The organism is Actinomadura sp. B10D3, assembly GCF_039871695.1.
Taxonomy (GTDB): domain Bacteria; phylum Actinomycetota; class Actinomycetes; order Streptosporangiales; family Streptosporangiaceae; genus Spirillospora; species Spirillospora madurae.
Map to the genome: position 1 here is coordinate 130,405 of NZ_JBDPLY010000014.1, position 25,473 is coordinate 155,877.

At 70.3% G+C, this 25,473-nt stretch carries 29 protein-coding genes and 1 pseudogene; 14 read left to right on the plus strand and 16 right to left on the minus strand.

Features of this window, described 5'->3' with window-relative positions; genetic code table 11:
- Positions 1-10: 10 nt before the first annotated feature.
- The 5 genes from ABGB11_RS21915 to ABGB11_RS21935 all read right to left on the minus strand — a co-directional run bounded on the left by ABGB11_RS21915 (position 11) and on the right by ABGB11_RS21935 (position 4,899).
- Positions 11-1,351, minus strand: coding sequence for a cytochrome b N-terminal domain-containing protein (locus tag ABGB11_RS21915; protein WP_347635650.1), 1,341 nt, complete (start codon positions 1,349-1,351; stop codon positions 11-13).
- 571 nt (positions 1,352-1,922) lie between these two features.
- Complete coding sequence (locus ABGB11_RS21920) at positions 1,923-2,492, minus strand: hypothetical protein (protein WP_347635651.1); 570 nt, start codon at positions 2,490-2,492, stop codon at positions 1,923-1,925.
- A gap of 268 nt (positions 2,493-2,760) precedes the next feature.
- A complete protein-coding gene (locus ABGB11_RS21925) occupies positions 2,761-3,012 on the minus strand; it encodes a hypothetical protein (protein ID WP_347635653.1) in 252 nt (83 codons plus the stop codon).
- A gap of 15 nt (positions 3,013-3,027) precedes the next feature.
- A complete protein-coding gene (locus tag ABGB11_RS21930) occupies positions 3,028-4,695 on the minus strand; it encodes an FAD-dependent oxidoreductase (protein WP_347635654.1) in 1,668 nt (555 codons plus the stop codon).
- A 51-nt stretch (positions 4,696-4,746) separates the two neighbouring features.
- On the minus strand, positions 4,747-4,899 hold the full coding sequence (locus ABGB11_RS21935; protein ID WP_347635655.1) for a hypothetical protein: 153 nt from the start codon (positions 4,897-4,899) through the stop codon (positions 4,747-4,749).
- A gap of 89 nt (positions 4,900-4,988) precedes the next feature.
- Here ABGB11_RS21935 and ABGB11_RS21940 point away from each other — a divergent pair, with 89 nt between their 5' ends.
- The 5 genes from ABGB11_RS21940 (at position 4,989) to ABGB11_RS21960 (ending at position 7,402) form a co-directional block, all read left to right on the plus strand.
- Positions 4,989-5,345, plus strand: a complete 357-nt coding sequence (locus ABGB11_RS21940) for a metalloregulator ArsR/SmtB family transcription factor (RefSeq protein ID WP_347635657.1) — start codon at positions 4,989-4,991, stop codon at positions 5,343-5,345.
- 158 nt (positions 5,346-5,503) lie between these two features.
- Positions 5,504-5,800, plus strand: a complete 297-nt coding sequence (locus ABGB11_RS21945) for a hypothetical protein (RefSeq protein WP_347635658.1) — start codon at positions 5,504-5,506, stop codon at positions 5,798-5,800.
- 148 nt (positions 5,801-5,948) lie between these two features.
- Complete coding sequence (locus ABGB11_RS21950) at positions 5,949-6,149, plus strand: hypothetical protein (RefSeq protein WP_347635660.1); 201 nt, start codon at positions 5,949-5,951, stop codon at positions 6,147-6,149.
- A 152-nt stretch (positions 6,150-6,301) separates the two neighbouring features.
- Positions 6,302-6,697 carry an STAS domain-containing protein gene (locus ABGB11_RS21955; RefSeq protein ID WP_347635661.1) on the plus strand — a complete coding sequence of 132 codons (396 nt, stop codon included), beginning with the start codon at positions 6,302-6,304 and terminating at the stop codon, positions 6,695-6,697.
- Positions 6,698-6,796: 99 nt separating this feature from the next.
- Positions 6,797-7,402 carry a GAF domain-containing protein gene (locus ABGB11_RS21960; protein WP_347635662.1) on the plus strand — a complete coding sequence of 202 codons (606 nt, stop codon included), beginning with the start codon at positions 6,797-6,799 and terminating at the stop codon, positions 7,400-7,402.
- A gap of 68 nt (positions 7,403-7,470) precedes the next feature.
- On the opposite strand, the gene ABGB11_RS21965 is transcribed toward ABGB11_RS21960, so the two are convergent.
- The 4 genes from ABGB11_RS21965 to ABGB11_RS21980 form a co-directional block, all read right to left on the minus strand.
- Positions 7,471-7,668, minus strand: a complete 198-nt coding sequence (locus ABGB11_RS21965) for a hypothetical protein (RefSeq protein ID WP_347635664.1) — start codon at positions 7,666-7,668, stop codon at positions 7,471-7,473.
- A 340-nt stretch (positions 7,669-8,008) separates the two neighbouring features.
- Positions 8,009-9,661, minus strand: a complete 1,653-nt coding sequence (locus ABGB11_RS21970) for a hypothetical protein (protein WP_347635665.1) — start codon at positions 9,659-9,661, stop codon at positions 8,009-8,011.
- Positions 9,658-10,584, minus strand: a complete 927-nt coding sequence (locus ABGB11_RS21975) for an ABC transporter ATP-binding protein (RefSeq protein WP_347635667.1) — start codon at positions 10,582-10,584, stop codon at positions 9,658-9,660. The genes ABGB11_RS21970 and ABGB11_RS21975 overlap by 4 nt, the downstream gene beginning before the upstream one ends.
- Positions 10,585-10,670: 86 nt before the next feature.
- Positions 10,671-11,348, minus strand: a complete 678-nt coding sequence (locus ABGB11_RS21980; protein ID WP_347635668.1) for a TetR family transcriptional regulator — start codon at positions 11,346-11,348, stop codon at positions 10,671-10,673.
- A 163-nt stretch (positions 11,349-11,511) separates the two neighbouring features.
- Between ABGB11_RS21980 and ABGB11_RS21985 the strand changes: the two genes are divergently transcribed.
- The 5 genes from ABGB11_RS21985 to ABGB11_RS22005 all read left to right on the plus strand — a co-directional run bounded on the left by ABGB11_RS21985 (position 11,512) and on the right by ABGB11_RS22005 (position 16,234).
- A complete protein-coding gene (locus tag ABGB11_RS21985) occupies positions 11,512-11,835 on the plus strand; it encodes a hypothetical protein (protein ID WP_347635669.1) in 324 nt (107 codons plus the stop codon).
- The gene (locus tag ABGB11_RS21990) at positions 11,832-12,551 is read left to right on the plus strand and encodes an ABC transporter ATP-binding protein (RefSeq protein WP_347635671.1); all 720 of its coding nucleotides are present in this window, start codon (positions 11,832-11,834) and stop codon (positions 12,549-12,551) included. Before ABGB11_RS21985 ends, ABGB11_RS21990 begins: the two co-directional genes overlap by 4 nt.
- Positions 12,548-13,282: an ABC transporter permease gene (locus tag ABGB11_RS21995; RefSeq protein ID WP_347635672.1), complete on the plus strand. Its 735-nt coding sequence runs from the start codon at positions 12,548-12,550 to the stop codon at positions 13,280-13,282. Before ABGB11_RS21990 ends, ABGB11_RS21995 begins: the two co-directional genes overlap by 4 nt.
- A gap of 176 nt (positions 13,283-13,458) precedes the next feature.
- Entirely contained in the window at positions 13,459-14,694 is a 1,236-nt protein-coding gene (gene nhaA / locus ABGB11_RS22000; RefSeq protein WP_347635674.1) for a Na+/H+ antiporter NhaA, read from the plus strand.
- A gap of 505 nt (positions 14,695-15,199) precedes the next feature.
- The gene (locus ABGB11_RS22005; protein ID WP_347635675.1) at positions 15,200-16,234 is read left to right on the plus strand and encodes a hypothetical protein; all 1,035 of its coding nucleotides are present in this window, start codon (positions 15,200-15,202) and stop codon (positions 16,232-16,234) included.
- A gap of 265 nt (positions 16,235-16,499) precedes the next feature.
- Here ABGB11_RS22005 and ABGB11_RS22010 read toward each other — a convergent pair whose 3' ends face one another.
- From ABGB11_RS22010 to ABGB11_RS22030, 5 genes are all read right to left on the minus strand, one after another.
- Entirely contained in the window at positions 16,500-16,853 is a 354-nt protein-coding gene (locus tag ABGB11_RS22010; RefSeq protein WP_347635677.1) for a hypothetical protein, read from the minus strand.
- A gap of 239 nt (positions 16,854-17,092) precedes the next feature.
- Entirely contained in the window at positions 17,093-17,692 is a 600-nt protein-coding gene (locus ABGB11_RS22015) for a hypothetical protein (protein WP_347635678.1), read from the minus strand.
- A complete protein-coding gene (locus ABGB11_RS22020; RefSeq protein WP_347635679.1) occupies positions 17,689-18,285 on the minus strand; it encodes a TetR family transcriptional regulator in 597 nt (198 codons plus the stop codon). Before ABGB11_RS22020 ends, ABGB11_RS22015 begins: the two co-directional genes overlap by 4 nt.
- Positions 18,286-18,441: 156 nt before the next feature.
- A complete protein-coding gene (modA, locus tag ABGB11_RS22025; RefSeq protein ID WP_347635681.1) occupies positions 18,442-19,224 on the minus strand; it encodes a molybdate ABC transporter substrate-binding protein in 783 nt (260 codons plus the stop codon).
- A gap of 477 nt (positions 19,225-19,701) precedes the next feature.
- Entirely contained in the window at positions 19,702-20,967 is a 1,266-nt protein-coding gene (locus ABGB11_RS22030; RefSeq protein ID WP_347635682.1) for a LysR substrate-binding domain-containing protein, read from the minus strand.
- A gap of 660 nt (positions 20,968-21,627) precedes the next feature.
- On the opposite strand from ABGB11_RS22030, the gene ABGB11_RS22035 reads away from it, so the two are divergent.
- Together ABGB11_RS22035 and ABGB11_RS22040 are read left to right on the plus strand one after the other, a co-directional pair.
- Positions 21,628-22,467 carry a PP2C family protein-serine/threonine phosphatase gene (locus ABGB11_RS22035; RefSeq protein WP_347635683.1) on the plus strand — a complete coding sequence of 280 codons (840 nt, stop codon included), beginning with the start codon at positions 21,628-21,630 and terminating at the stop codon, positions 22,465-22,467.
- Positions 22,464-23,495: an MASE1 domain-containing protein gene (locus ABGB11_RS22040; protein ID WP_347635685.1), complete on the plus strand. Its 1,032-nt coding sequence runs from the start codon at positions 22,464-22,466 to the stop codon at positions 23,493-23,495. Before ABGB11_RS22035 ends, ABGB11_RS22040 begins: the two co-directional genes overlap by 4 nt.
- A gap of 20 nt (positions 23,496-23,515) precedes the next feature.
- Here the strand turns inward: ABGB11_RS22040 and ABGB11_RS22045 are convergent, their stop codons facing one another.
- Together ABGB11_RS22045 and ABGB11_RS22050 are read right to left on the minus strand one after the other, a co-directional pair.
- Entirely contained in the window at positions 23,516-23,863 is a 348-nt protein-coding gene (locus ABGB11_RS22045; RefSeq protein WP_347635686.1) for a barstar family protein, read from the minus strand.
- A 14-nt stretch (positions 23,864-23,877) separates the two neighbouring features.
- On the minus strand, positions 23,878-24,288 hold the full coding sequence (locus ABGB11_RS22050; protein ID WP_347635688.1) for a ribonuclease domain-containing protein: 411 nt from the start codon (positions 24,286-24,288) through the stop codon (positions 23,878-23,880).
- A 376-nt stretch (positions 24,289-24,664) separates the two neighbouring features.
- Here ABGB11_RS22050 and ABGB11_RS22055 point away from each other — a divergent pair, with 376 nt between their 5' ends.
- Complete coding sequence (locus ABGB11_RS22055) at positions 24,665-24,904, plus strand: hypothetical protein (RefSeq protein ID WP_347635689.1); 240 nt, start codon at positions 24,665-24,667, stop codon at positions 24,902-24,904.
- Positions 24,885-25,419, plus strand: a pseudogene (locus tag ABGB11_RS22060) (ATP/GTP-binding protein). Before ABGB11_RS22055 ends, ABGB11_RS22060 begins: the two are co-directional and overlap by 20 nt.
- Positions 25,420-25,473: the final 54 nt, after the last annotated feature.

The following is a 25,473-nucleotide window of genomic DNA, read 5'->3' on the forward strand; positions in this document are numbered from 1 at the left end:
CCCTTTCTGATCAGTGCGTCAGTTCGCGGGGCCTGTGCGGGGCTTCGTGAACCTCGCTGAAACCGCCGTCCGGGCTCATCACGATCCGGCCGGTCTCGCGGCCGTACTCGGACTCCTTCTGCTCCCTGTAGGCCAGCCCGGCGCAGATCCACCGGGTGACGACGTAGGTGAGCGGCGGTCCGGCGAAGACGGCCACCCGGAAGAACCAGGTGACGTCGTACAAGGACAGGTGGAAGTTGTGCGCGATCTGGTCGTTTGCGGCCGCGGCCCACAGCAGTCCGTAGAAGGCGATGCCGGCCGCGCCCACTGCCGTACGGGTCGCCGCGTCGCGGGGACGGTCGAGAAGGTGGTGCATGCCGCGATCGCCGGTAAGCCGCCGTTCGATCCACGGATAGGCCGCCAGGACGGTGAAGAAGGCCCCCGGCATGAGAAGCGCGGGCACCAGCACCGCGAGAGTGATCGGGTGGCCGGCCACGCTGAATTCCCAGCCCGGCATGATCCGCACGGCTCCGTCCAGGAAGCCCATGTACCAGCCGGGTACCGCGCCGGCGGTGATGTCCCCCGGCCGGTACGGGCCGTACTGCCAGACCGGGTTGATCTGCGCGAACGTGCCGAGGAGCGCGAGAACCCCGGCGGTGGCCAGCAGAAGCGCCACCGCTGAGCCGCGCGACGCACGTCCCGAAAGGGCGTCGGGAAAACGGGTGTGGCCGTGGTTGCGGACGAGCCTGTGGCGGAGGACGAACAGGGCGGCCAAGGCCGCGGGGAGCACGAGGATGTGCAGCCAGTAGAGCCGGGGAATGATCTTCTCGCCCGGGAACTCATCGCCGAAGATCAAGAACGTCAGGCTGGTACCGACCAGCGGAATCGCCTGGGTCACGCCCTGGAGAAGCCCGAGGCTGCCGCCGGACAGCATGTCGTCCGGCAGGATCGTGCCGGTCCAGGCCGTCACCATGCCCAGCACCAGCACGGTGACCCAGATCAGCCAGTTGAGGCCGCGTGGGCGGCGGAACGCGCCGGTGAAGAACAGCCGCAGCAACTGGAGGGTGATCGCGGCGACGAAGATCAGCGCGGCCCAGTGGTGAATCTGCCGCATGAGCAGTCCGCCGCGCACGTCGAGGCTGATGTCCAGCGTCGACGCGTAGGCCTCGCTGACCGGGACGCCCCGCAGCGGCCCGTACGAGCCGTTATAGGTGACCTGCGTCATGTCGGGGTCGAAGAAGACGGTCAGGAACGCCCCGGTGACGATGAGCACCAGGAACGAGCAAATGGCGAGCTGGGCGAACAAGAACGACCAATGATCGGCTCGCGCCTGCCGCGACCACCGTCCTACCCAGCGGGTTTGTTCCTGCATTGGCTCCACTCCCGATCTGGTTCCGGTACACATGCGACGCTCCGAGCTCGGCAGATGTGACACCCGAAGGGAAGAGAACCGGTAGATGTGACATAGGAGACAGGAAGGCCACCCCTGCTCATTCGCCGTCGGCGACCTCCGGCCGGTAAGGCCAGTTGTGGATCTTGGTGGCGTGGCGGCTCCACCCACTGACTTCCGGGTGACCGGTGAATGCGTGGGAATCCGGACGACGCCGGCCGCCCTCCCGGGCCTCTGGCGGATGGCCGGCGATCGCCGAACCACGAGAGGCTGCCTTGGAGGGACGTTTGCCCGGAGGGCGCCGGCCGGTGACCAGCGCCTGGCGGCGCAACGCCGGACGACAGGCCGATGACGCACTCACGGACGGTTCCGTCGGCAAGAGCCTGATGGAGTCGCTCCGGGGGGAGCGTGTGTCCAGGTAATCGGTCCAGCACAGGGAATGGCTGTCTTGTCTGATCCGGTCGAGCGCCGAGGTGTGGTAAACGGGTTTGCCGCCTACGTTCTCTGGGGCCTTGCCCCTGCGACGGCATGCCTCTGGTACTCCGGCCCCTCCTTAGTGGACTGGAGGTAGGTGGTTCCGCAGCTTGAATCCGCCCGTCTGCGTCAGCATGAAGGGGGCCGGGCTCTGGCGGGGGGCCTTGCCAAAGCACGCGTCAAGGTCGTTCACGGGGCCCGTGAAGCCGAGCTGGTCGGTCCGGCCGGCGTCGACGACGGTGAACCCGACTCGTTTGTTCTTCCAGCCGGAGAAGTGCTGCGAATGGCGGACCACGTCACCGGTCACGACCGCGACCGCGCCGCTGGCCAGAACGCAGTCCACCTTGACCTCCGCCCACCCGCTGACTTCCGGGTGACCGGTGAATGCGTGAGAGATCCGGACGACGCCGCCCGCCTTCCCGGGCTTGGGGTCCTGCCCCCATTCCGGATACGCGGCGTGCGCATTGAACGAGACATGGACCTGGTCTTGCGGGGAGGGGGCGTAGTGCATGCGAGCCGAGCCGGTCAGGCTCACCGACGGCACTTCTGCTTTCTTCGCCGGCTCGGCCGATGCGGTGGAAACGCCCACGGCCAGGAGCCCGACGGAAGCCACCGCCGAAACGACGCATTTCCGAGCATTCTTGATCATTCAAGGCTCCTCAAAGGTAACGTTTGACGCTCCTAAGTTTCCAGACCCTGTGGCTTACACACCTCCCCCGCGAGAGGGAAGGCGCCTGTACCTGGGAGGGACCAAAAGGAAGCCTGTTGTACTGCACGACACCCTCCGCACCGTCAGCGGTGGCGGCTAAATTCAAGCCTGATCGCACGTGGTACGTCGGCCGTGGACGGACGATTAGTGCGGCGCTCGGGCATCGTCACTCCCCGAACTGTGCGGGATGCGGTGTCGACGTAGTCGGCTACCGTCCGGAGGGACGGGGTGGTGTGGTCCCTGTCGCGAGGAGCGCGGCGAGGGCGGCGCCGGTCAGGGCAAGGAACATGTGGGGGTAGCCGCCGAGCCATGCGGCCAGGGCGGGAAAGGCGTAGTACAGCACGCCCCAGCTGGTGATCTCGGTGAGGCAGAGGGCGAGCAGCGGGACACGGGACATCGCGCCGGGGCCGGCGGCTGAGGTGTCCGCCGCCGGCCCCGGCGCGGGAGTGCCACGACTCATCAGGGCGTTGCCGCATCAGGCATCACTGTGTTCGGCCTCTCCGGAGTAGCCGTGGACGCGGCCGGTCGCGAACCCCACTCCGGAGGGCGCGCCGACACCGATGCTGATCGGTTCGGGTGCCGCGGTGCCGCAGCAGGAGGTGCTCGCGGGCTCGGTCCGGGTGGTGGCCGCCGGTTCGACGGAGCACGACGTTCCGCAGCCGCCGTCCTGGCTGACCTCCTGGCCGGTGGCGCCGGGCAGGAGGTCGTCGGTGACCAGGTCGGTGGAGCAGACACCGGTTTCGGGCAGGTCGAGCTGGACGGCGTCGGCGGCTTCGCGGTCGCCGGCGAGCGCGGCGACGATGGAGCGGACCTGCTCGTACCCGGTGGCCATCAGGAACGTGGGGGCGCGCCCGTAGCTCTTCATCCCGGCCAGGTAGAACCCGGGCTCGGGGTGGGCGAGGTCGCGTTCGCCGTGGGGCGGGACCGTCCCGCAGCTGTGGAAGTTGGGGTCGATCATCGGAGCGAGCTTGGCCGGCGCCTCGGTGGCGGGGTCGAGGTCGACACGGACCTCGCGCAGCATGTCCAGGTCGGGACGGAATCCGGTGGCCGCGACGACGTTGTCGGCCGGGAGCGTCCGTGCGCCGTCCGGGGTGTCGCCGATGACCTGGACGGGCCCGGCGGCGGGGCCGCCTTCGGGGACGGTGAACCCGGTGATGGTGAAGCTGCGGACCAGGTCGATCTCGCCATCGTTCACCGCCTGCTTGAGACGGGTCCCCAGGGCTCCGCGCGCGGGGAGGCCGTCGGCGTCTCCGCCACCGTACAGCCGGGCCACCGATGCGCCCCGCACCGCCCAGGTGATGCGGGTTCCAGGCTCGCTCTTGGCGAGTTCGGCCAGCGCGAGCAGCGTGTTGGCCGCCGAGTGGCCCATCCCGGCCACCAGGGTGTGGCGGCCGGCGAAGCGGTCCCGGTCGCGGTCCAGGACGTCCGGGAGCGGCCCGGTCAGGTACGGGGCGGCGTCCCGCTCGCCGGGCGCGGGGAGACCGGAATGCCCCAGCGGGTTGCCGCGGCCCCAGGTGCCGGACGCGTCGATGACGGCGCGGGCGGTGATGTCGTGCACGGCTCCGTCCGGGCCGACCGCGCGGACCAGCAGCGGACGCTCCTGGCGGCCGACCGTCCGGGTGACGTCCATCCGCTGGCGGGCGACGGCCACCACCCGGGTACCGGTGCGGATCCGCCCGGCCAGCGCGGGCACCTTCGCCAGCGGAGCCAGGTAGTCGCGCACCAGCTCGGCACCGGTCGGCAGCGCCCCGGCCTCGGGCAGGCGCCAGCCGGTCGGCTCCAGCAGCCTCCGGGCGGCGGCGTCGGTGTCGTACCGCCACGGCGAGAACAACCGGACGTGCCCCCATTCGGAGATCGCCGCGCCGACCTCTTCGCCCGCCTCCAGGACCAGGAAGTCCTGGTCGCGTTCGGCGAGATGCGCGGCCGCGGCCAACCCGACAGGTCCGGCACCGATCACCACGACCGGCGGACCGTCCTGCCCGCCGTCGACCAGGCAGCCGCAACCGGCCTCGGCCTTGGCCTCCTGGACCGTCTTCTCGGAGGTTACGGCGTGCTCGGCGTCGGTGCAGCAGGCGCTGACACCGCAGCAGCTTGCTTCGCCGGCGGACGCGGCGGAGGCCCGGTGTCCGGTGTTGTCGTTCACGATGGCTCCTCGATGGTGGTTCGGAGATAGATCTTGCCCCAGGTGAGGTGATCAGAGGCGAGCGCGGTAGGTGGCGGTGGTGGTGCGGGCGATGTGCGCGGCCGAGCGGCACGCGGGAGTGCAGACCTCGTCGCGGGTCTCGCGGAAGGTGATGCGGGCGTCGTTGGGGCGGTGGGCGGCGATCCGGGCGAGCAGCGACTTCATCTCGGCTCCTTGTTTAGATGTTTGTCTAAGCAAGCGCCAGTTTGCATCGCTGGATAGATGGATGTCAAATTAGATGTATGCCTAAGTTGATGGAGATCGAGGACGTGTCCGCCACCGACGTCTGCTGCGCACCCCTGAGCGGCCCGATGATGGTCGGGGCAGAGGCTGCCGAGTTGGCGAAGGTGTTCAAGGCGCTGTCGGATCCGGTGCGGCTGCGGCTGCTGAACATGATCGCCTCGGCGGACGGCGGAGAAGCCTGCGTGTGCGACTTGACGGGCGCATTCGATCTGACCGGGCCGACGATCTCCCACCACCTGAAAGTGCTGCGCCAGGCCGGTTTGATCGATGGTGAGCGACGCGGCACGTGGGTGTACTACCGCGTGGTGCCGGAGCGGCTGACCCGCCTGTCAGGCCTGTTCGCCCTGCCCACCCTGACCTCGGCCTGAGCGCACCTCCACCCGCTCCCCCGCTGAGCGCGTGAGGAACGCGGCGGCCATCTGCGAGCAGCCGGCGTTGTGCACCCACACCGCGCCTGTGTCCGACGTGATGCCGAACCCTTTATCTTGAGTGATAAGGGCCGTCGTAAGCCGACGGGTTGGGGGCGGTGAGCAGGACGATGCACCAGGTGTGGATCGAGGCCGGTGGGGGCCAGGACATGGTCCGCGCCGATGCGATCGTGATGCTCCGGCTGGACGGGACCGGACGGCTGACCGCGCAGCTCCGCGGCGACGCCAAGGTCAGCGTGACCCTCATGGAAGGCTCGTCCGGTGCCCACCCGCCCGACGACTTCCACCGCAAGCTGATCCAGACGGTCGCCCAGCTCGCCGACTCCAGCGGCGCGCAGCTCGTCCGCCCACGGCACGAGGGAGGCGTCTGGAGCTGGACCAGCGAACCCCTCTAGGGCCATGCCGCGTGCAGACGGCCCTGACGGCGCCGTCCAAGATGCCGGACAACGCGACGATGGTGTGACCAGAACGCCGGCGGACGCCGAAAGGGAAGTCATGCCGCTCCCTGACCACCCACGTCGCACTGGCATCCAGGCCGCCCGGATGAGCCCGGCCGGGCCCGTGTCGATCATCGCGGTGGCGCTCATCGTGTTCACCGTCTTCTGGGCGACGACCACACCGCTCGTGGCATTGATCAGCGCGATGACGGCCCTCGCCGCCGGTGCCGTCCTGCTCGTCCTGGTCTTCCGAACCGGCGGTCCGCGCGCCGGCACCCGGGCACCGCGGCTGTGGCGGTCCCGCTGACCCGCGCACGTCCACCGGGCGCCTCACGCACAGCGCGATGGCAGGCCAAGCGCGTAGACTCACGGTGACGAGGGTTTTCGATGCAGGCGACCAAGCCCGCATCCCCTGGTTTCTTCATTCTCGGGCCCTCCGGCCCAGACAGGTCCGGCGCCATGACGCCGCAACACCACCTCGTCCAGACGGACGAGTCCATCGGCCTGACCCGCGAACGGCTCAACGACCGCACCGTCATCGCCATCAGCGGCGAGCTCGACTCCACCACCACGCCGTTCCTGCGGGAACGCCTGTACGCCGCACTGCGGGACTCCGGCGCGCATGTGATCATCGACCTGTCGGACGTGACGTCCTGCGACGCGTCCGGACTGGCGGTGCTCGTCGGCGCATACCACCGGGCCGAAGCGGCCGGCACCACCCTGACCCTCGCCCGCGCCCGCCCGCAGCCGGCCGATCTTCTGCGAGTCACCCGCCTGCAGCGCGTGTTCAGGGTCCGTTCCTCCACCGCGGACGTCCGGGACGCGGGCCGGGGCCTCCGATCGGCCGCGGCCTGACCGCGCAAAGGCGCTCGCACACACCGCCGGCGCGGACCAGCGACCCGAGCCATCGAGGTCCGGTCACCGCTCGGCCAGAGAAGAGAGCGTGATGGCGACATGACCGGCGACGACCTACCGGCGACCGTCTGGGGCCAGTCGGACATGTCCCGAGGCGCGCCCGACCGGCGACGGCTGGCCGCCTCGTTCGACCTGATGGCGGCCGTCCTGAACGGGACCACCCTGCCCAGCCTGCTGAAGCTCGTGACCGAGCGGGCCCGCTCCATGGCAGGCGTTCCACTGGCGTTCATCGCCCTGCCCGCCGAAGAGGCCCACACCCTGCGAATCGATGTCGCGGTCGGCGTCGGCAGCGACCGGATCCGCGGGCTGACGGTCCGGCGCGGGCGGTCGATGCTCGGCCGGGCGTTCACCTCCCGCCGGGCGCTCTCCGCGCGCATCGTCAACGATCAGACGCTCAGCACCCTTCCGGCGGGGCCGATCCTGATCCTGCCGCTGGACAACGGCGAGGCCACTCAAGGAGTCCTCGCCCTCCTCGGACGGCCGGACGAAGAGCCGTTCAGCCCCGCCGCCGCGCGCCAGCTACTGCTGTTCGCCGACACCGCCGCCCACCTGGTCCAACTCTCCGAGGACCGGCGCACAACCGCCCCAGAAGACAGCGCGTGCGCACGCATCACCGCCCTCCGCCCCCCACCCACGCGAATCTGACACGACCAGGCGAACCCGAAGCGCGTGAACACCTCGTACGGGATGACGCGGGCGAAGCGCCCGGCCTGTCATGTGCTCGGCTGAGGAATCTTGCAGTTCGCGGTGGGATTGAGGCCGATGTAGTTGAGCGGACCGGAGGCCCAGGTGATTCCGATCGTGGCGATCGTGGTGCAGCTGCCGTCGAATCGGGTGTAGTAGTGGCGCTGCCCTGCGGCGAGCGCTCCGATGATCAGCCAGGCGACGAGCATCCACCGTCCGGACCTCATCGCTACCTCCGGTGACCGCTTCGCCGACCCTGGTGTACGACAATAACGACAAGATCGCCCAGAGTTAAGCAGGTCGGGCCGGGTGTGTCATGCCACCAACGTCTCGGGCGGCCGCCGTGTTCTCGACGATGCTCTGCCCACCACCGGAAACACCCTCGACGACCCGACCGTGCACGACCAGCACGAATCACCCCGATTGGCACCAGCGTGCGGCCGCCGACAGGCCCGGAACCGCGCGCCCGGCCGGCTGCACGTCGGCACCGCCGACGAGATCGACTCGGCAGGCTGCTGGTTGCGTGGCACCGCCTGCCCCGCCGGAGCGGGGTAGGCAGGGGGCGGGTCAGGCCGTGGTCGTGAGGTCTCGGCGGCCGAAGGCCCGCAACGCGACCGCGGTGAACACGGCGACCACGAGCGTCAGGATGCCGACGGCCGCGGCGCTCACGTCCTCGCGCGGGTACTCTCCGGCATGCGCGAACGGCGAGAGGTCGACCGCACTGCCGGAGATGTCGAGGACGGGGGCGAAGAACCCGACCACGACTCCGTAGCCGAGGACGGCCCAGACGATGGGCACGAGCCGTGGCAGTGCTCCGTACAGCAGGCCGGCGGCGGCGAGGAGCAGCCACACGGCCGGTGCGTGGGCGAGGTGCCCGAGCGTGGTCTTCCATAGCAGTGCGGTGTCGCCGGTGCCGATGGCCGCGGCGGCACCGGTGCCCAGGCCCGCGAGGAGCAGCAGCCACGGGACGGCGATCGCGGTGACGGCGAGGTTGCCGCCGAGCCACCCGGTGCGGCTGACGGCGGTCGCCAGGACGGGTTCGGTGCGTCCGGCGGACTCCTCGGCCCGTACCGCCTGCACGGCCAGGATGGCGAACACGGTGACCGTGAACGCCATGGTCAGGCCCATGGTGCCGAGGTAGCCGGCCACGAGGTCCCGGCTCCCGCCCATGACGGCGATCAGGTCGTCCGGGGCGTCGTCCAGGCCGTCGGCCATCGGCTGGGCGAACGCGCCGTAGGCCACGCCCGCGATCAGCAGGGCGACGCTCCAGCCGGCGATTCCGGCGCGCTGGAGGCGGAAGGCCAGCGTGGGCGCGTCGCGCAGCCAGGCGGCGGCGCGGGGCGGACCCGGACGTGGTGGGACGAGTCCCGCGTCCACATCGCGGCCGGCGGACAGGCGGTACCCGGCGGTGGCCGTCACGGCGGCGCAGGCCAGTGAGAGGGCCAGCGGCCACCATCGGTCGAGCACGTACGGTGCGGTCTGCTGCGACCAGCCGAGCGGGGACAGCCATGACAGCCACGAGGGTCCGGTGTTTTGGACGGCGCTCATGTCGCCGATGCCGCGCAGGACGAACGCGGCGCCGAGGACCGTTCCGGTGAGTCCGGAGGCGGCGCGGGGGAAGGCGAAGATCTGCACGGCGATCGCGGCGATGCCGCCGAAGACCAGTCCGGCGGCGCCGACGGACGCGCCGAACAGGACCGTCCCGGCGGCGGCGTACCCCGCGGCGAGCATGACGGCGGTGACCAGGACGGCGACGGTGGCGCTCATCAGCGTGGTGAGGATCAGCGCGGCGGTGAGCTGGGCGGACCGTCCGACGGCGTTCGCGCGGACCAGTTCGGCGCGCCCCGAGCGCTCCTCGGCGCGGGTGTGCCGGGTGACGGTCAGCAGGGCCATCAGCGCCGCGCTGAGCATGATGTACAGGCCGTACTGCCCCGCCAGGAACCGTTCGAGGGTGATGGCGTCGTAGCCGTAGGCGGGTCCGCCGAAGATCGCACCGGCGGGGCTGGTGGAGAATTCGCTGACCGACTCCAGTTGCTCGGTCGTGCTGTAAACGGAGTTCAGCGCGGTGGTGAAGTAGCCCATGAGCAGCGCCACGCCGAGCGTCCAGGCGGGGAACCGGACGCGGTCGCGGCGCAGCATGAACCGCAGCAGGGTGCCCGTGCCCGCGAGCGCTCCCCCGGTGGTGACGCGGGCGGGTGCGGGGAGGGTCGTCGCGGTCATGACGTCCTCCCGGCGACCGCGCCGTTGCCGGTGCGGGCGAGGTCGTCGCCGTAGTGGCGCAGCAGCAGCTGCTCCAGGGTGGGCGGGTGGGCGGTGAGGGTGTGGACGTCCAGCTCGCCGAGGCGACGGACGGCGTCCGCCAGGTGATCGCCGTCGACGTCGAAGCGCAGCCGGCCGTCCTCGGTGCGCAGATCGTGGACGCCGGGCAGGTCGGCGAGCGCGCGGGCGTCCCGGTCGGTGGTCGCGGTGACGGTGGTGCGGGTCAGGTGCCGCAGCTCGGTCAGCGTGCCGGTCTCCACGATCCGGCCGCTCCGGATGATGGAGACACGGTCGGCGAGGGCCTCCACCTGCGCGAGGATGTGGCTGGACAGAAGGATCGTCTTCCCGGCGTCGCGGGCCTCGCGGATGCATTCCTGGAACACGGCCTCCATCAGCGGGTCGAGACCGGCGGTCGGCTCGTCGAGCAGCAGCAGCTCGACGTCGCTCGCCAGCGCGGAGACCAGCGCGACCTTCTGCCGGTTGCCCTTGGAGTAGGTGCGGCCCTTCTTGGTGGGGTCCAGGTCGAACCGCTCGCAGAGTTCGTCCCGGCGGGCCGGGTCGGCGCCGCCGCGCAGGCGGGCGAACAGGTCGATCGCCTCGCCGCCGGTCAGGTTGGGCCACAGCTCCACATCGCCCGGGACGTAGGCCAGGCGGCGGTGCAGTCCGACGGCGTCGGCCCAGGGGTCGCCGCCGAGCAACCGGACCCGCCCGGCGTCGGCGCGCAGGACCCCGAGCAGGATCCGGATCGTGGTGGACTTCCCCGCGCCGTTCGGCCCGAGGAACCCGTGGACGTGGCCCCTCCGCACGGACAGGTCGAGCCCGTCCAGCGCCTTCACCTTCCCGAAGGCCTTGTGCAGGTCGTTGATCTCGATGGCAGGTGTCATTGTTCAGCCCTCGCTGAAAGCACGAAGAAAGGTGAGGCCGATTCTGCTCGGCGAACCGTCCGGGGACGGTGAAATGGCTCGGCGGGTCAGTCCCGGGACCGGTCGCGGGGCGGGTCCGGGACGTACAGGAGGTACTCCTCCAGGAGTGACCGGTCGGTGTAGAGCCCCTCGGTGAACACTTCGAGCATGGGGACCGTCACCTCCTCCATGTAGGCGCGCAGGGCCTTGCCGAAGGACGCCGGGTCGGCGTGCTCCGGGTGCATCGTGAGCCACATCAGAATGGAGCCCGTCGCCTGGTACGCCATCACCCGCGCACGGGCGGCCGGGTCACGGCTCGGCCGGATCACCCCGGCCTCGACGCCCGCCTCCAGGTACCGCGCCGCGTCGTCGACCATGTCCTCGAACAGCTCGGCGGCCAGGTCACCGCCTTCGCGCAACGATCGCACCAGGTACAGGACGACGGGGGCGAACCTCTCGACATCGGCCAGCTGCCCCAGGAGCCCGGCGGCCGTACCGGAGGTCGCGGCCGCGCGCTTCTCGGTGACGATCACCTCGCGCACCCGCTCGTCGCACGCGCGACGCAGGCCCTTCTTCGACCCGAAGTAGTGCACGACCAGTCCCGGCGACACCGCCGCGTCCTCGGCGATGGCCCGCAACCCGACGGAGAACCCGTCGCGGCCGAACCGGTCGATCGCGGCGTCCCGGATACGGATCGCGGTGGCGGCGTCACCGCTGCCCGCCGAAGACGCGCTCCCTGTACCCACGAACACAATATAAACAGGTGTTCAATGATCTTCAATGGGTCGGAGAAAAATACTCTGCGAGAAGCAGCGCGAGGTCACCCGGAAACTCGACCGGAGAAGGAGATCTCCCAACACGAGGTCGCGTCCGGGAGACGACCTCGACTCTTGTGTTAGCGAGTAACACTTGTTCGAACCGCTCCTGCGCCGCATCGCCGCGAGCATCCTGGAAGGCCTGGACGAACTGCCGCCCGACCCGCGCTTCCTGCTCGCCCGAACCCGCCTGATCCTGGACACCCCCGCGCTGCGGGCCCGGGTCTGGGAGAACAACCACACCACCCAGCGGGCCATCGCCGCCGCCCTTCCGGACGAGGACGCCTTCGAGGTCCAGGTCGCCGCGAGCGCCTGCCTGGCCGCCGCCACCACTGCGATGACACGCTGGACCGAGGCCGGCGGCCGTCCCGACCTGCGCACCGTGATGGCCGAGGCCCTGGAGGTGATCCTCCGATGATCGAGACGCATCGCCTCACCAAGCGCTACCGGCACACCACCGCCGTGGACGGGCTCAGCCTGCGCGTCGAGCCCGGACAGATCTACGGCTTCCTCGGCCTCAACGGCGCGGGCAAGTCCACCACGATCCGGATGCTGCTCGGCATGACCCGCCCGACGAGCGGCACGGTACGCCTGTTCGGTAAGGACGAGCAGGACTGGGGCCGGGTCGGCTACCTCGTCGACGGCGCCCACTCGTATCCCGGCCTGACCGTCCGCGAGAACCTGGACCTCACCCGCCGCCTGCGCCGCGTGCCCGACCGCGACGCCGTCGACCGCGCGGTCGATCTGCTCGGCCTTGCCCCCTACCGCGACCGGCGCGCCGGAACCCTGTCCCTGGGCAACGCCCAGCGGCTGGGGCTGGCCAAGGCCGTCCTGCACCGTCCCGACGTCCTGATCCTGGACGAACCGGCCAACGGACTCGACCCGGTCGGCATCGTGGAGCTGCGCGGCATCCTGCGACGCCTCGCCGACCAGGCCGGCACGGCGATCCTGGTCTCCAGCCACATCCTCGCCGAGGTCGCCCGCACGGCCGACCGCATCGGCGTCATCGACCGGGGCCGCATGCTGACCGAGGTCCCCGCCGCCGACCTGCCCCGCTGCACCTGCGGCGCCGAAGACCTGGAGGACGTCTTCCTGCGCCTGCTCACCGACGACCAGAAAGGTAGGGCCGCATGAACGCCGCGCTCCGCACCGAGCTCACCAAGTTCCTGCGGTCCCGGACCCCCTGGGTCACCGCCGCGGCGTTCCTGCTCCCGGTGGCCCTCGCCGCCCTGTTCACCGGCGCCTCCGACACCCCGCCCCTGGGCGAGAAATCCCGAGCGCTGGGCATCACCCCGGACTGGCCCGGATTCCACGTCGCCCTCATGCAGATCGACGCCGCAGGCGGCTTCCTGCTCTTCGGCATCCTGGTCACCTGGATGTTCGGCCGCGAGTTCAGCGACCGCACCGTCCTGGACCTGCTCGCCCTCCCGACCTCCCGCACCGCGATCGTCCTCGCCAAGTTCGCCGTCACCACGGTCTGGCTGATCCTGCTCACCGCTTTCCAGAGCACCGCATGGGTCACGACCGGAACCCTGCTCGGTCTGCCCGGCACCCCGCACCAGGGGCTGTCCGACCTGTTCCTCCTGCTCGCCCTCACCGTGGCCCTCACCCTCCCGGTGGCACTCGCAGCCAGCGCGGGCCGCGGCTACCTCCCGGGCATCGCGGCGACCATCGCGCTCCTCGTCAGCGGCGTCGCCGCCGCCACCCTCGGCGCGGGCAGCTGGTTCCCGTGGGCGCTGCCCGCCACGGTCGGCGGGCTCACCGGCACAGCGTCCTTCCCGCTCACCGGTCCGGCCATCGCCGCCGCAACGGCCGCGGCGGGCATCGCCGCCACGGCCTCCTGGTGGCGGCGAGCCGACCACTAGAACGGCTGCGATCGCAGCGGCGCCGGGGTAATCGCCGCCGCGTCCTATCCACGGGCGCCTCGATTCGCGAGATGCCCGCGGGACGAAAACGGACACCGAGCGGATAGCCTGGCGTATTAGGTGTGCCGGGAAGCCTGGTCGGCGGTCCGTTCGACGACCCCGCAGAGTGGAGAACCGTGCACACACCCTCCTCTGGCCTGTCCCGCCGTGCCGACGACCGAGGAGCGGCCGCCGCCCTCGGCGAATTCCTCCGCCAGGAGACCACCGGAGGACGGCTCCTCCTCCTGGCCACAGCGGTGGCCCTCATCTGGGCGAACGCCGCTCCCGGCGCCTACGAGCAGGTCTGGGGTGCGAAGGTCGGGCTCGGCCCGGACTGGCTGCACCTGCACCTGACGCTGGCGCACTGGGCGTCGGACGGGCTGCTGGCGATCTTCTTCTTCGTCGCCGGAGTCGAGGTCAAGCGCGAGCTGACGGTCGGGGAACTGGCCGGGTGGCGAGCCGCGGCGCTGCCGCTGTCCGCGGCCGGCGGTGGAATGATCGTCCCCGCCGCCGTCGCCCTGGCCGTGTCGCGCGGAGCCGCCACCGACGGCGGCGCCTGGGCCATCCCGGTGGCCACCGACATCGCGTTCGCGCTCGGCGTCCTCGCCCTCGCCGGCGTCGGCCTCCCCACCGGCGTCCGCGTCCTGCTGCTGTCGATGGCCGTCATCGACGACCTGGGCGCCATCGCGCTCATCGCACTGCTGTTCACCTCCGGCATCAACCTGGTCTACCTGCTCCTGGCGGTCCTGCTCTGCGCCCTGTACTGGTGGCTGCACCGCCGCCGGATCACCGCACCGTGGGTCATGGCGCCGCTGGCCGTCGCGGTCTGGATCTGCGTCCACGGCACCGGCGTCCACGCCACCGTCGCGGGCATCGCCCTCGGACTGCTGACCCCGGTCGCCCCGATCGGCGACGAGAAGGAGAGCGCCGGTTCGCGGCTGGAGCACCGGCTGCACCCGATCTCGGCCGGGCTCGTCGTCCCCCTGTTCGCACTCGCGGCGGCGGGCATCTCGGTCGGAGCGTTCGGCGACGCGCTGACCGACCCGCTCGCCCACGGCGTCTTCTTCGGCCTGCTGGCGGGCAAGTTCCTCGGCGTCTTCGGCGGCATCTGGCTGGCCGTGCGCCTGGGCTTCGGCACGTTGCCGAGCGGGGTCGGCTGGGGCGAGGTCGTCCCGGTCGCGGTGCTGGGCGCCATCGGCTACACCGTCAGCCTCCTGGTCTCCCAGCTCGCCACCGCCGACGCGGCCACCGCCGAGATCGCCTCCACGGCCGTCCTGGCCGCCTCCCTGCTGGCCTCGGTGATCGCGATCGTCCTGCTGAGGCGCCGCGCACGCGTCCACCGATCGCTCCGACCCCGCACCGCCGGTGGCTGACGGCCTGATCAGAAGGGGGTTCACGTTCGTCTACACCAACACCAACTACTTCCTTCTCGGGTGAAGGACGCTCGGAACGCCGGCCGCCCCGGGACCCGGACCAGCCACCCGCTCAGCCCACATACGGCCCCGAGAACGGATACGGGCATGTCAAGGGCGGCTCCTTCGGCTTCTCCGCGGGGACCTACCTGTCAAAGGACGGCCGTGTGCAACTGGCCATGTCCGTCACGACGGGCGCCGATCACACCGATCCGGCCCTCGAACCACTTATCAGGAAGGCGGCAGAAGCGATCCTCTGCCCCGAAGACTGACTCTCGGTTCCGAGCATGCTGCGGTCGGATCGACTGATGGGAGGGTTCGGGCCCGCGGGGAAGCGGCGGCGCCGGACCCATACCGGGCAGGGCGATGGCCGGGTCGCTCGTAGTGGGCGGCGGTATTGTGCACTAGCTCGGCACGGTCGTCTCGTTCCTGCCGGCCGGTACTCATCTTTCCCGTGGGCGTGGACATGGACGCTGAGAAACAAGGAACCCCCGCTCAGCCTGGTCGGCTCGCGAACCTCCGGCTCAGGCTCCGCGACGGGCAGGGCCGCCCGCCGACGTCGGTCTTCGTCGTCGGCACGCTGTTCTCGGGCTCGACCCTGCTCGGGCGCGACATGACCACTCGGATCCGGGGCGCCCACTACGTCGGCGAGCTGAACAACTTCACGCAGATGCCCGAGTACAGCCACAAAGACGCCGGACGAGGCTGCGGGCCCTGCTCACTGCTCGGCAAGAAGTGCCGGCACTTCACGGACGCGCTCCGGGAGCGGGTGTCGTACGACGACATCCTCGGCATGCACCGGCAGTTAGCCCGGTCACTGGGCGTTTCCGTGGTCGTCGACGGAAGCAAGTACGTCGCTTGGCTCCGGCAGGCCGTCGAGCAGCAGCTCGCCGACCTCACGAGCCGGGCACCGTTGAACGCGATCGTTACGGCGCGTAACCCGATCGCCTTCGCGCTCAGCTACCAGAACCGCACCGGGGAACCGCTGTGGCAGGGCGCGGGCATCTGGCGGGACACGTACGTGGACGCCCTCCGCACCGTCAACACGTACGGTCTCCCCCACATGGTCGTCCGCTACGAGGACTACATGGCGCGCCCGGAACGGTCCCTGGAACGGCTGGCCGGCTTCTTGCACCTTCCGCTGGACGCAGAACCCGACAACACCAGGATCCACGACACCGGTGGCAACTGGAGCTCCTTCGTCCCGTACGTGGGGAAGGAGCAGTTGGAGGACCACATCCGGCGGCTCGACGGTCCCGGGCGTGCGGAGGCGGAGGACTTCGTGAAGCATGCGCGCGCGTACTGGAACGACGAGAAGCCCCGGGAGGACTCCCGCTGGCGGCGCAGCCTGGAGGCCGGCGAGGCCAACGCGATCCTCAGCACTCCGGGGCTGACCGACGTGGCGAGCGTCCTCGGCTACAACATCGCGCAGGTCGTGCACGCGGCCGTCCAGGGCGCACCGGCGAAGCCCCGCAAACCCATGCCCGCCGCCGACCAGTGACCCTCGCCGTATCGGCGGCGTCGCGCACCTGGTCGCCACAGGCTGCCCATCGCCGTCGCGAGGGCGCCTATGGCCGATAAGGCGAGGGCTAGCAGCATCAGCGGCAGGCTCATGGCCACGCCGCCGACCGGTCTGTGCGTTTCGCGAACCCGGGCGGGTGGCCCAAACGGTCCACACCCATGCCAGGCCGGCCAGCGTCAACCCCAGGGCCGGCCCAGCAGGCCAGCCTTCCGGATCGTCCGGACGCCGCCCGGTGCGCCGCTTGTCAGTACGTCTCGACCTGGCTCAGTGTCCAGATCGCCCAGACGATCGTCGCCAGCGCCAGCGCGATGGCCACCAGACCGAGGATGATCCCGGTCCGCGCCCGGCGACGGTCGGCGCCCTCGTCACCCCGCATGTGCCGGAGAGCGACGCCGCCGGAGATCAGCGCGCTGATCACGGTGGGCACGAACAGGTACACGGGGATGAACCGGCTCCATGGCGCGACGGAGGACGGCAACCAGGGGCTGGCGATCATCAGCACGGCGAGCCCGCCGAGCACCAGCGAGGCCGTCCCCCTCGTCTTCCGCGAGGCCGGCGCCTCGCCGGCCGACCCGACGGTCTGCTGTCCAGAACTCATGGTCATGAGCGTAGGCGGCGACCGGTGCCCGACCCTGAGCACTCCTACTCAACTGCACGTGAGCACCTGATCGGCGGTACCCGGTGATCGGGCTCACCCGAGGCGGAGGCGCCGGAGCGACCACCGGCACGCGTCGCGGTCCACCCGATCTTCTCGCCGAGGCGATGGATTCCGAAGAATCCCGGGAGATGAACCCGCGGCGATGCTGCAGTTCCTTGATATGCACAATCCTGGAGGCGTTATGCACGGCGCGCGGACCGTCCGTACGGTTCCTCCGGAACGGCGTGCGCGACGGCGAGCTTGGCCAGCAGGGCCACGGGCAGCCAGGCGAATCCGGGGGGTGCGGCGACGAGGGGAGCGATCATGATTCCGGCGAGGAGGGCGAACAGTCCGGCGGGACGCGCCAGGTAGAGCGGGACGCGGGCGACGAGGACGACAGCGGCCAGCGCCCACGCGTACCACAGCGGCCCCCACCACCACGGACCGCCGAACACCAGGCCGACGAGGACCGGCTGGACGTGGCACGCCGCGAAACCGATCTCGTGGTGCATCACCCGGTTCAGGCGCGTGGGCGGCAGGGGCAGCGGTCCGTGGTAGAAGCGCTTGACCGCGTTCAGCCCGTTGGCGACGACGCCTCCCGCGATGTCGAACACGACGATCATGCCGAGCAGGTACTTCCACCAGGGCCACGACAGGTCGCGGACGGTCCAGAGCAGTACGGCGACGCCGAACGCGCCCGCAGCGTAGGCGAAGGCCTTCTCGGCGGCCGTGGCGCCGCTCCCGAGGAACCAGCTGGGCTTGGTGGAGGTGGTCTCCCAGTCGACCTGGCGGGCGGTCATGACGCGGGCTCCGAGCGGCGGAGACCGCGGCCGTAGATCGTCGCCACCTCGTCCGTCCAGCGGGTCATGCCTGGGGCGGACAGGGGGTCGGTGCCCAGCACGTCGGTGAGATGCCCCCGCAGCATGAGCACGGCCAGGTCGTTGACCAGCAGGAACGCGGCGCGAACGGCCGGATCGGCACCGGGGTCGGCTATGCCCGTTTCGACCATCCTGTCGAGATGCGCCCGGCTCACCTCGTGCAGGCGGCGGAACAGGCGCCGTCCGGCATCGCCCCCGTCCAGGAGAAGCCGCCGCAGGTACGCCGGCACCGGGGAGTCCGGCGCGAGGTGCTGCAGCACCGCCTTGGTCGGCGACTCGGCGCCGGAGGCGACCTCGCCGAGCACCGCGTCGATCACGTGCAGGACGTACCGGTCGACATCCTCGCGCAGTGCGTCCTTCGAGCCGAAATGGTGCATGACCAGGGCCGGGGAGACGTTGGCGGACTCGGCGACCTGCCGGACCGTCACCGCGTCGGCGCCGCGCGCCGCGAAGAGCCGCAGCGCCTCGTCACGGATGACGGCCCGAGCGGTGCGGTCGTCCATCACTGAACTCATGTTCAGCATACTAAACAAACGTTCAGGCCGTTCGCACGGTGGGGTGGCGTCCAGGATCACGTGCGTCAGCGACCGGTCCCGGGGCCGGGGAGGTCACAGCGGTGATCACGGCTTCTGACGTGGTCGTGGCGGTCGACCGGACATGAACGGGACGGATCAGGGGGCCTCGAAGCCGGCCGCGGTCATGACGCTCTTCCCCTGCGGTGACAGGACGAGCTGGACGAACTCCTTGGCAAGGGCGGGCTGGGGCGCCTTGCTCAGAGTGGCGATCGGGTAGTCGTTGATGGCCTGGGCAGACTCTGGGAAGTCGATGCCGTGCACTTTGGCGCCCGCGTCTTTGACATCGGTGCGGTAGACCAGCGCGGCGTCGGCCTCGCCGAGGGTGACCTTGTTGAGGGCTCCCTTGACGTCCTGCTCCAGGGACACGGGCTTGACGGTCACGCCGGCGGCACCCAGCGCCTTCTTGGCGGCCGCTCCGCACGGGACCTGCTCGGCGCACAGGACCACTTTGAGCTCGGAGTCGGACAGGTCTTTCAGGCCGGTCACTTTGCCGGGGTTGTCGGCGGGAGTGGCGATCTGGAGCCGGTTGCGGACGAAGGTCTGCGGCTGTCCGTCGACCAGGTTCGCGGCGGTGACCGTCTTCATCGTGGCAGGACTGGCGGAGGCGAACACGTCGACCGGCGCGCCCTGGGTGATCTGCTGGGCCAGGGCGGAACTGCCGCCGAAGTTGAAACGGACCTTGACCCCCGGGTGGGAGCTTTCAAAGGTCTTGCCGAGCGCGGTGAACGTCCCGGTCAGGGACGCGGCGGCGAACACCGTCACGGTCTTGGCGCCTCCGCCGGAACCACCGGATCCGTCGCCGATGTCGCCGCAGCCGCCGGCGGCCGTCGCGAGCAGGGCGAGGCCGGCGATGCCGGTGGTCAGACGCTTGAGCAGCACGGCAACTCCTCGGATCCGACACTCCGCCACGCACACAAATCTACTCTCGCAAAAATCAGAGTGACAGCACGACTCAGCCAGCATCTGCCACAAGCGCAAGCCGAATTAGGTCGCGGATGCGCCAGCTCTTCTTACCGCGTCAGGGCGCGGACGGACCAGGCCACCCGGGTACTCGGTGAGGTGTCACGTCCTGGTCAGAGTGGCTGCGGCTCCGGTTCACACCGAGCCGGCGCTACTGGCTCTCTGGGAGGTCGCCGTGGGCCTGCATCTCGCGCAACGCCTCGTCAGCGGTGAGGGGCGGCCCGCTCTGCGATCAGTTCGGCCCGCCGTTCGCGATAGCCCACGGTGCCCCTTCGAAGCGAGTTGTGCCCGTAGCGTAGGGCCGCGCCACCCACGAGAACACCCTTTGTGGTCCCATCGCGACTGAGACGGTGGCGTCGGGTTGATGTCCGCGGGGGCGGGCGGGCCATGAGCGACTCAGACCGGTCGCCGGGTCGGGACGCCGGTGGCTCCGCGCCGGCCCGGCGTCTCCGAACCGGCCGGTCGGGCGACTATTCGGAGGCCTACCGGGGCGAGGGTTCCGTCGGCGACGCGACGTTGCTCGATGTCCCGCAGGACGGCGGACCAGCGCCGGCCGGTGGCGTCGTCGGGCAGCCATCCGCCGAGGTAGCGGTGCAGATAGGGCACGCGTGCGGATTCGATCAGGTCGAACTCGGTGGTGATCGCGTCGGTCATCGCGGCTCCGGTGTGCATCGGGTCGCTGTCGCGGTGGCGGCGGGTCCAGTGCCGGAGCGGCTGGTCGGCCGGCTCGGCGGGCCCGCGCCGGCCGGGCAGGCCGATGGACGAGATCAGGGCGGCGATGTCGTAGAACCAGGTGGCGGTCGCCCGGTCGGCGCGTTCCCAGGCGAACTCGTCGACGATCAGTAGACCGTCCGGTTTCAGAAGGGACCTGGCCCGTGCGACCGCCGAGTGGAGGCGGTCGACGTGATCCAGCGACAAGGAGAACAGCACCGCGTCGAAGGGGTGGTCGCGGTAGCGGGTGATGTCGGCCTCGATGACCGGGGCTGCGTTGCCCTGGGCGACGGCCACCGCCCGCGGGTCGTTGTCGATGCCGGTCACCTCGTAGCCGTGGCCCTGCAGAACGGCCGCGAGTTCACCACGGCCGCATCCGGCGTCCAGGACCCGAGCAGGGGGCGCGGGCAGGTGTTCGGCGAAGAACGCCATTTGGTAGTCCGTGGATGTGGTGGTCATGGGAGTAGCCTCGACCGGCTTCGCCATGAGCACCTGCTTGCCGTTCCAGTCGTCGCAGGTGAACCCGATGCGGGGTGGGTTGCCCAACATGTCGGCGAGGTGCGGGATGGGGCCGAGGCAGTCGGGGTGGGCGCCTTCTATCCACGTCTCGTCCCGCAGATCCCGGAGGTGAACCGAGGTGTGCCGGGCCAGCGGGTGATGTGAGGGCAGGGCGAGGAGCAGTTCCTCGTCGAGCAGCGGGATCAGTTCTACGGCGGCCTGGTCGTTCACCGGTTGCCAGGCGGTGACCAGGGCCAGATCGACGCGGCCGTCCCGGACCGGCACCAGCGGATCACGCTGGTCGGTCTGGTCGAGGCTGAGAGTCACGCCGGGATGGGCGTCACTGAAGCGGCGGATGGCCTCGGGCACGAGGTACGTGTTCGCGCTCGGGAAGCCGGACAGCCTCAGCTGGCCCGCGTCCAGGGTGGCGAAGGCGGCCAGGCGGTCTTCCATCGCCCGCAGGCGTGCGAGGGTGTCGCGGGCGAGTTCGATCGCGACCTGCCCGGCCGCCGGCGGTGTCGGCGATGCTCACCCTGCTCACCGACATCGCCGCACAGCATCGAACCGACCAGGGCGAGAAGGTGCTTTGAGAGATGCGAAGGGCCCGCGTCTTCGACGGCTAAGTCCACCAAGCGACCAGGTCGCTGTGCATGTCCTTGATGTTTGGGGGGCCTTTCGGGGGTCTTGCGTCAGTGGGGTGGATCGGTGGAATCGTGTTCGCCGGGAGGCCGTGCGCCCGCAGCCGAGGCGGAGAAGGAACTCGAACGCTGTGCCCGATTGCGCGGGCTGTACTCCGACAACGAGCTGTTCGCGATGCTCAACCTCCTCCAACCGGACGAGACCCTCGGCATCTTCGCCGCCGACGCCCGTGGTCACGCGGGCCGCTGTGGCCATCCTGGACGAACTCGGACGGCGAGCCGCCCGCCCCGCCGCCCGCCACTGACAGCAGGTGTCGAGCGCCCGCCGGGATTGAAGAGCGCGTCCAGATCGGCCCCGCCCAAAGCAAAGGCATGGTCTGACCAGGGCCTTCGTCAGGTCAGTCTTGGTACGGTGAAGCGGTGGAATTTGGCACATATGACCCAATTCCGAAACAGCCACCCGGGGTGTGATGCCATGCCTCGTCGCCGCACCGGGCCCTCCAGTGACGCCGGAGAGCTGCTGCAGACGCTGGGGGACCTCACCGGCCGGATCCTGGAGGGGATCAAGCTCCAGCAGGCCCGCGTCGAGCTCGCCGCGGCACTGCAGCGCCAGGTCCTCTCTGCCGAACTGCCCGTCCTGGCCGGCCTGCAGGTGGCGGGACGGTACGCGCCCGCACGGGACGGTCTGGACATAGGCGGCGACTGGTACGACGGCTTCCTCATGCCGGACGGCTCCGTGGGGTTCGCGATCGGAGACGTCCAGGGGCACGACGTCGAGGCCGCGGCCCTCATGGGGCAGGTGCGCACCTGCCTGCGCGCCGTCGCGGTCGCCACCACGGACCCGGCGGAGGTCCTCCAGCGCACCAACGACCTGCTCGTCGCCATGGACTCCGGACTGTTCGTGACCTGCTCGTTCCTCCGCTTCGACCCGGCCACGAACGAGCTCGCCGGCGGCCGCGCCGGGCATGTGCCCACCGTCTGGGTCACGGGCGACGGCCACTGCGACATCGTCCTGGACGACGGCGGCCTGCCGCTCGGGATCTACCCCGGCGAGAGCTACCCGTCGACCCGCCGGGTGCTGAGCGACGTAGGGGCGTTCGTGCTGCTCACCGACGGCGTGGTGGAAGGCCCCGGCTACCCCATCGAGGAAGGGCTCGCGCAGGTGGCGAACCTGGCCGTCGGCGCCTGCCGGACCGACCCGGAGGAGCTGGCCGCCCGGGTGATCAAGGTGGCTGATCTCACCGGCCACAGCGACGACGCCGCGGCTCTCGTCATCCGTTACGGGGGGCTCCAGCAGTGGCAGGACGAAGGGTGAGCGGCGGGGGTCGTGCGGCCGGGCGACTTCAGCCGTACGCCGCCGACGCTCTGCGGCTGGCCGCCGTCGTGGTCGCCTACTACGTCGCCGCCAAGATCGGACTCCAGCAGCAACTGGTGCGGGGGCAGGTCACGCCGTTCTGGCCGCCGACGGGGATCGCACTCGTCGCCCTGATGGTCTGGGGCCCGCGTATGTGGCCGGGCATCGCTCTCGGGGCGTTCATCGTGAACGTGTCGCTCGGACCGGGGATCGGTCCCGTGTTCGCGATCACGGCGGGCAACACGCTCGCTCCCGTCTGCGCCTACCTCCTCCTGCGGCGGGCAGGCTTCCGTCTCGCCCTCGACCGGCTGCAGGACGCCCTGGCGCTGGTCTTCCTCGGCGCGCTGGGCGGCATGCTGATCAGCGCGACGATCGGCACCGGTGCCCTGCTGGCCTCGGGTGCGGTGTCGGCGCACGACTTCTGGCCGGCCTGGTCGGTGTGGTGGACGGGCGACGCGATGGGCGTCCTGATCATCGCGCCGTTCCTGCTGACCGCGCGCACCGCCCGATGGCCGCGCGGCGTCTCCGTCCTGCGCTGGGCCGAGGCGGTGGCCCTGCTGGGCGGCACGGCGGTGGCCACCGCGGTGGCCACCGACACCTCGTTCCAGCTTCTCTTCCTCGTCGTCCCGTTCCTGATCTGGGCGGCGTTCCGCTTCCAGTTGGTCGGCGCCGCGCCCTGCGCGCTGATCGCCTCCGTGATCGCCATCTACGCGGTGACCGTCGGGTCGGGCCCGTTCTCGGGACGGGACCTGCTCGCCATGATGATCACCCTGCAGGCCTTCAACGGCACCGTGGCCCTGACGAGCCTGCTGCTCTCGGCGGCCGTCACCGAACGGAACCACACCCTTGAGGAGATCGAGAAGGTCTGCGACCACCTGAAGGAGGCGCTGTCCCGGCTCACACCGGAGGAGAGGCCGGACGAGGCGTTCGGCGCGTGGCCCCCCGCCCGTCCGAAGGAACACGATCAACGGGGGCAGCGCAGCCCTTGATGTCGCGGGCGCCCGGCCCGTCAGGCGAGGGCGGCGGACAGGCGGGACTGGAGAGCGGTCATCCGGTCTGGGGTCGTGGCGAAGGTCGCGGGGACGTTCCGCTCGGAGAGGATCGTGAGGAGGACGGCGAGCTGGCCCGGGTCCTCGTCCGCCAGGAGTTCGTCGGCGAGCGCCACGGTGAGGGTGGGGCGGTCGAGATCGCGCAGGCTGTCCAGGAAGGCATCCCAGTTGTGCCCGAAGTAGGCGGGGAATCCCAGGGCCCGCGCCGCCTCGCGGAAGAAGGCGGCGCGGGTCCGGCAGGCGTGCCCGTCGACGGCGGCCGGCACCGGGTCGCTGGTCACCGTCAACCAGGGCGGCAGCGAGGTCATCGAGCGGGCCTGTTCTAGGAGATCCGGTAGAAGTTCGAGTAGTGGTCCGGCGTGAAGTAGACCGTGCCGGTGCTGCTGTGGACGATCCGGTACGCGTCCCGCGAGGAGCCCTCGGTCCGCGAGTAGACGTCGTACTCGTGGTAGGTGGCGCCGGCGGGGAGCTGGCCGTCGTAGTTGTGGTAGACGCCGCCAGTGTAGTTGGACAGGCCGTCCGGCCAGGAGTACCAGCCCGCGCTGGACGGCCATCCCTTCCCGCCCCACACCGAGGCCGCGTAGCGGCCGTCGGAGCAGCGGGAGATCGTGCAGGAGTCGTAGACCGTCGCGCTTGCCGGGACGTTGACCGCGACGCCCGTCGCGCACGTCGCGGCGACCAGGGTGACGGCGGCCCGTGTGGTCCAGGACGGTCGGGAGCGCTTTCTGAGCACAGGTGCCTCCTACGACGTGGTTCGTTCCGGAGAGATTCCCCCTCCTCGGGTCGGCCACGTCGGGATCGGGAGCGAACAGCCGTCATGATGACCGTGCAGATCGACATGATCTAGCACAAAAGCCCACAAAGATGCATCGCGGAGGCGCGAAAGGTGACGACCCCGGGGACCGGTCGAACTGACATGGATGCCGCGACCATCGCCGCTCAGTTGCATAACCGTCCCGCCAGGCGCAACGGCGACCAGGGCAAAATGGCATGCTGGAATTAGTCAACTTCACGAGCGGTGCTCTGCTCTACACGTCCATCACCGGCGATGCCCTGCCCGACGGATAAAAGAGCAGCTACAGCCGTTTTCCCTGACACACCGCTGTCGGATGAACACGCACTTCACTGAATGCGGTCAGCGCTTTTTCATCGAGATGCTCAACGCGTTCCTGTTCGTCACCGCGGCCGGTGAGGGCGCCTCGCTGACCGTGCTCTCCGACGCCAGCGCCGACCCTGCCACATTCCGCGGCTGGCGGGGTCGGGCGCCAGGTGAGACCGGGGTGACCGCCGGCGACGTCCCGGACGAGCTCGTACCAAGAAAACTGCTGAATGGACTACGCGCACTCTGACACCGCCGTCCGGGCCGGCGGAGGCGGCGGTCAGCTGACCGCCGCGAAGATCCTCATCGCGGGCGGATTCGGGGTCGGCAAGACGACCATGGTGGGCTCGATCAGCGAGATCCGCCCACTGCGCACCGAGGAACTCCTCACCGACCGCAGTGTCGGCGTCGACGACACCACGGGCGTGGACGGCAAGATCAGCACCACCGTGGCCATGGACTTCGGCCGGACCACGTTCCCGGACGACCTGGTGCTGTACCTGTTCGGGACGCCGGGCCAGGAGCGGTTCTAATTCATGTGGGACGAGCTGGCGCTCGGCGCCGTCGGCGCGGTGGTGCTCGCCGACGTGCGCCGCCTCGCCGACGGCGCCGAGCGCAAGGCCCCCCGAGGACGCCCGGATCGCCCTGGACCTGGACGACGACGTCCCGCTGGTGATATGCGACGTGCGGAGCCGGAATTCGGCCAAGCAGGTGCTCATCACGATGGTCGAGCACGTCCTCGCCAAGGCCACGTCCACACGCTGAATTTCTCTGCCTTTTGAAATAACCCGACCCCGAAAGGGTCAACAGGGCCATTAC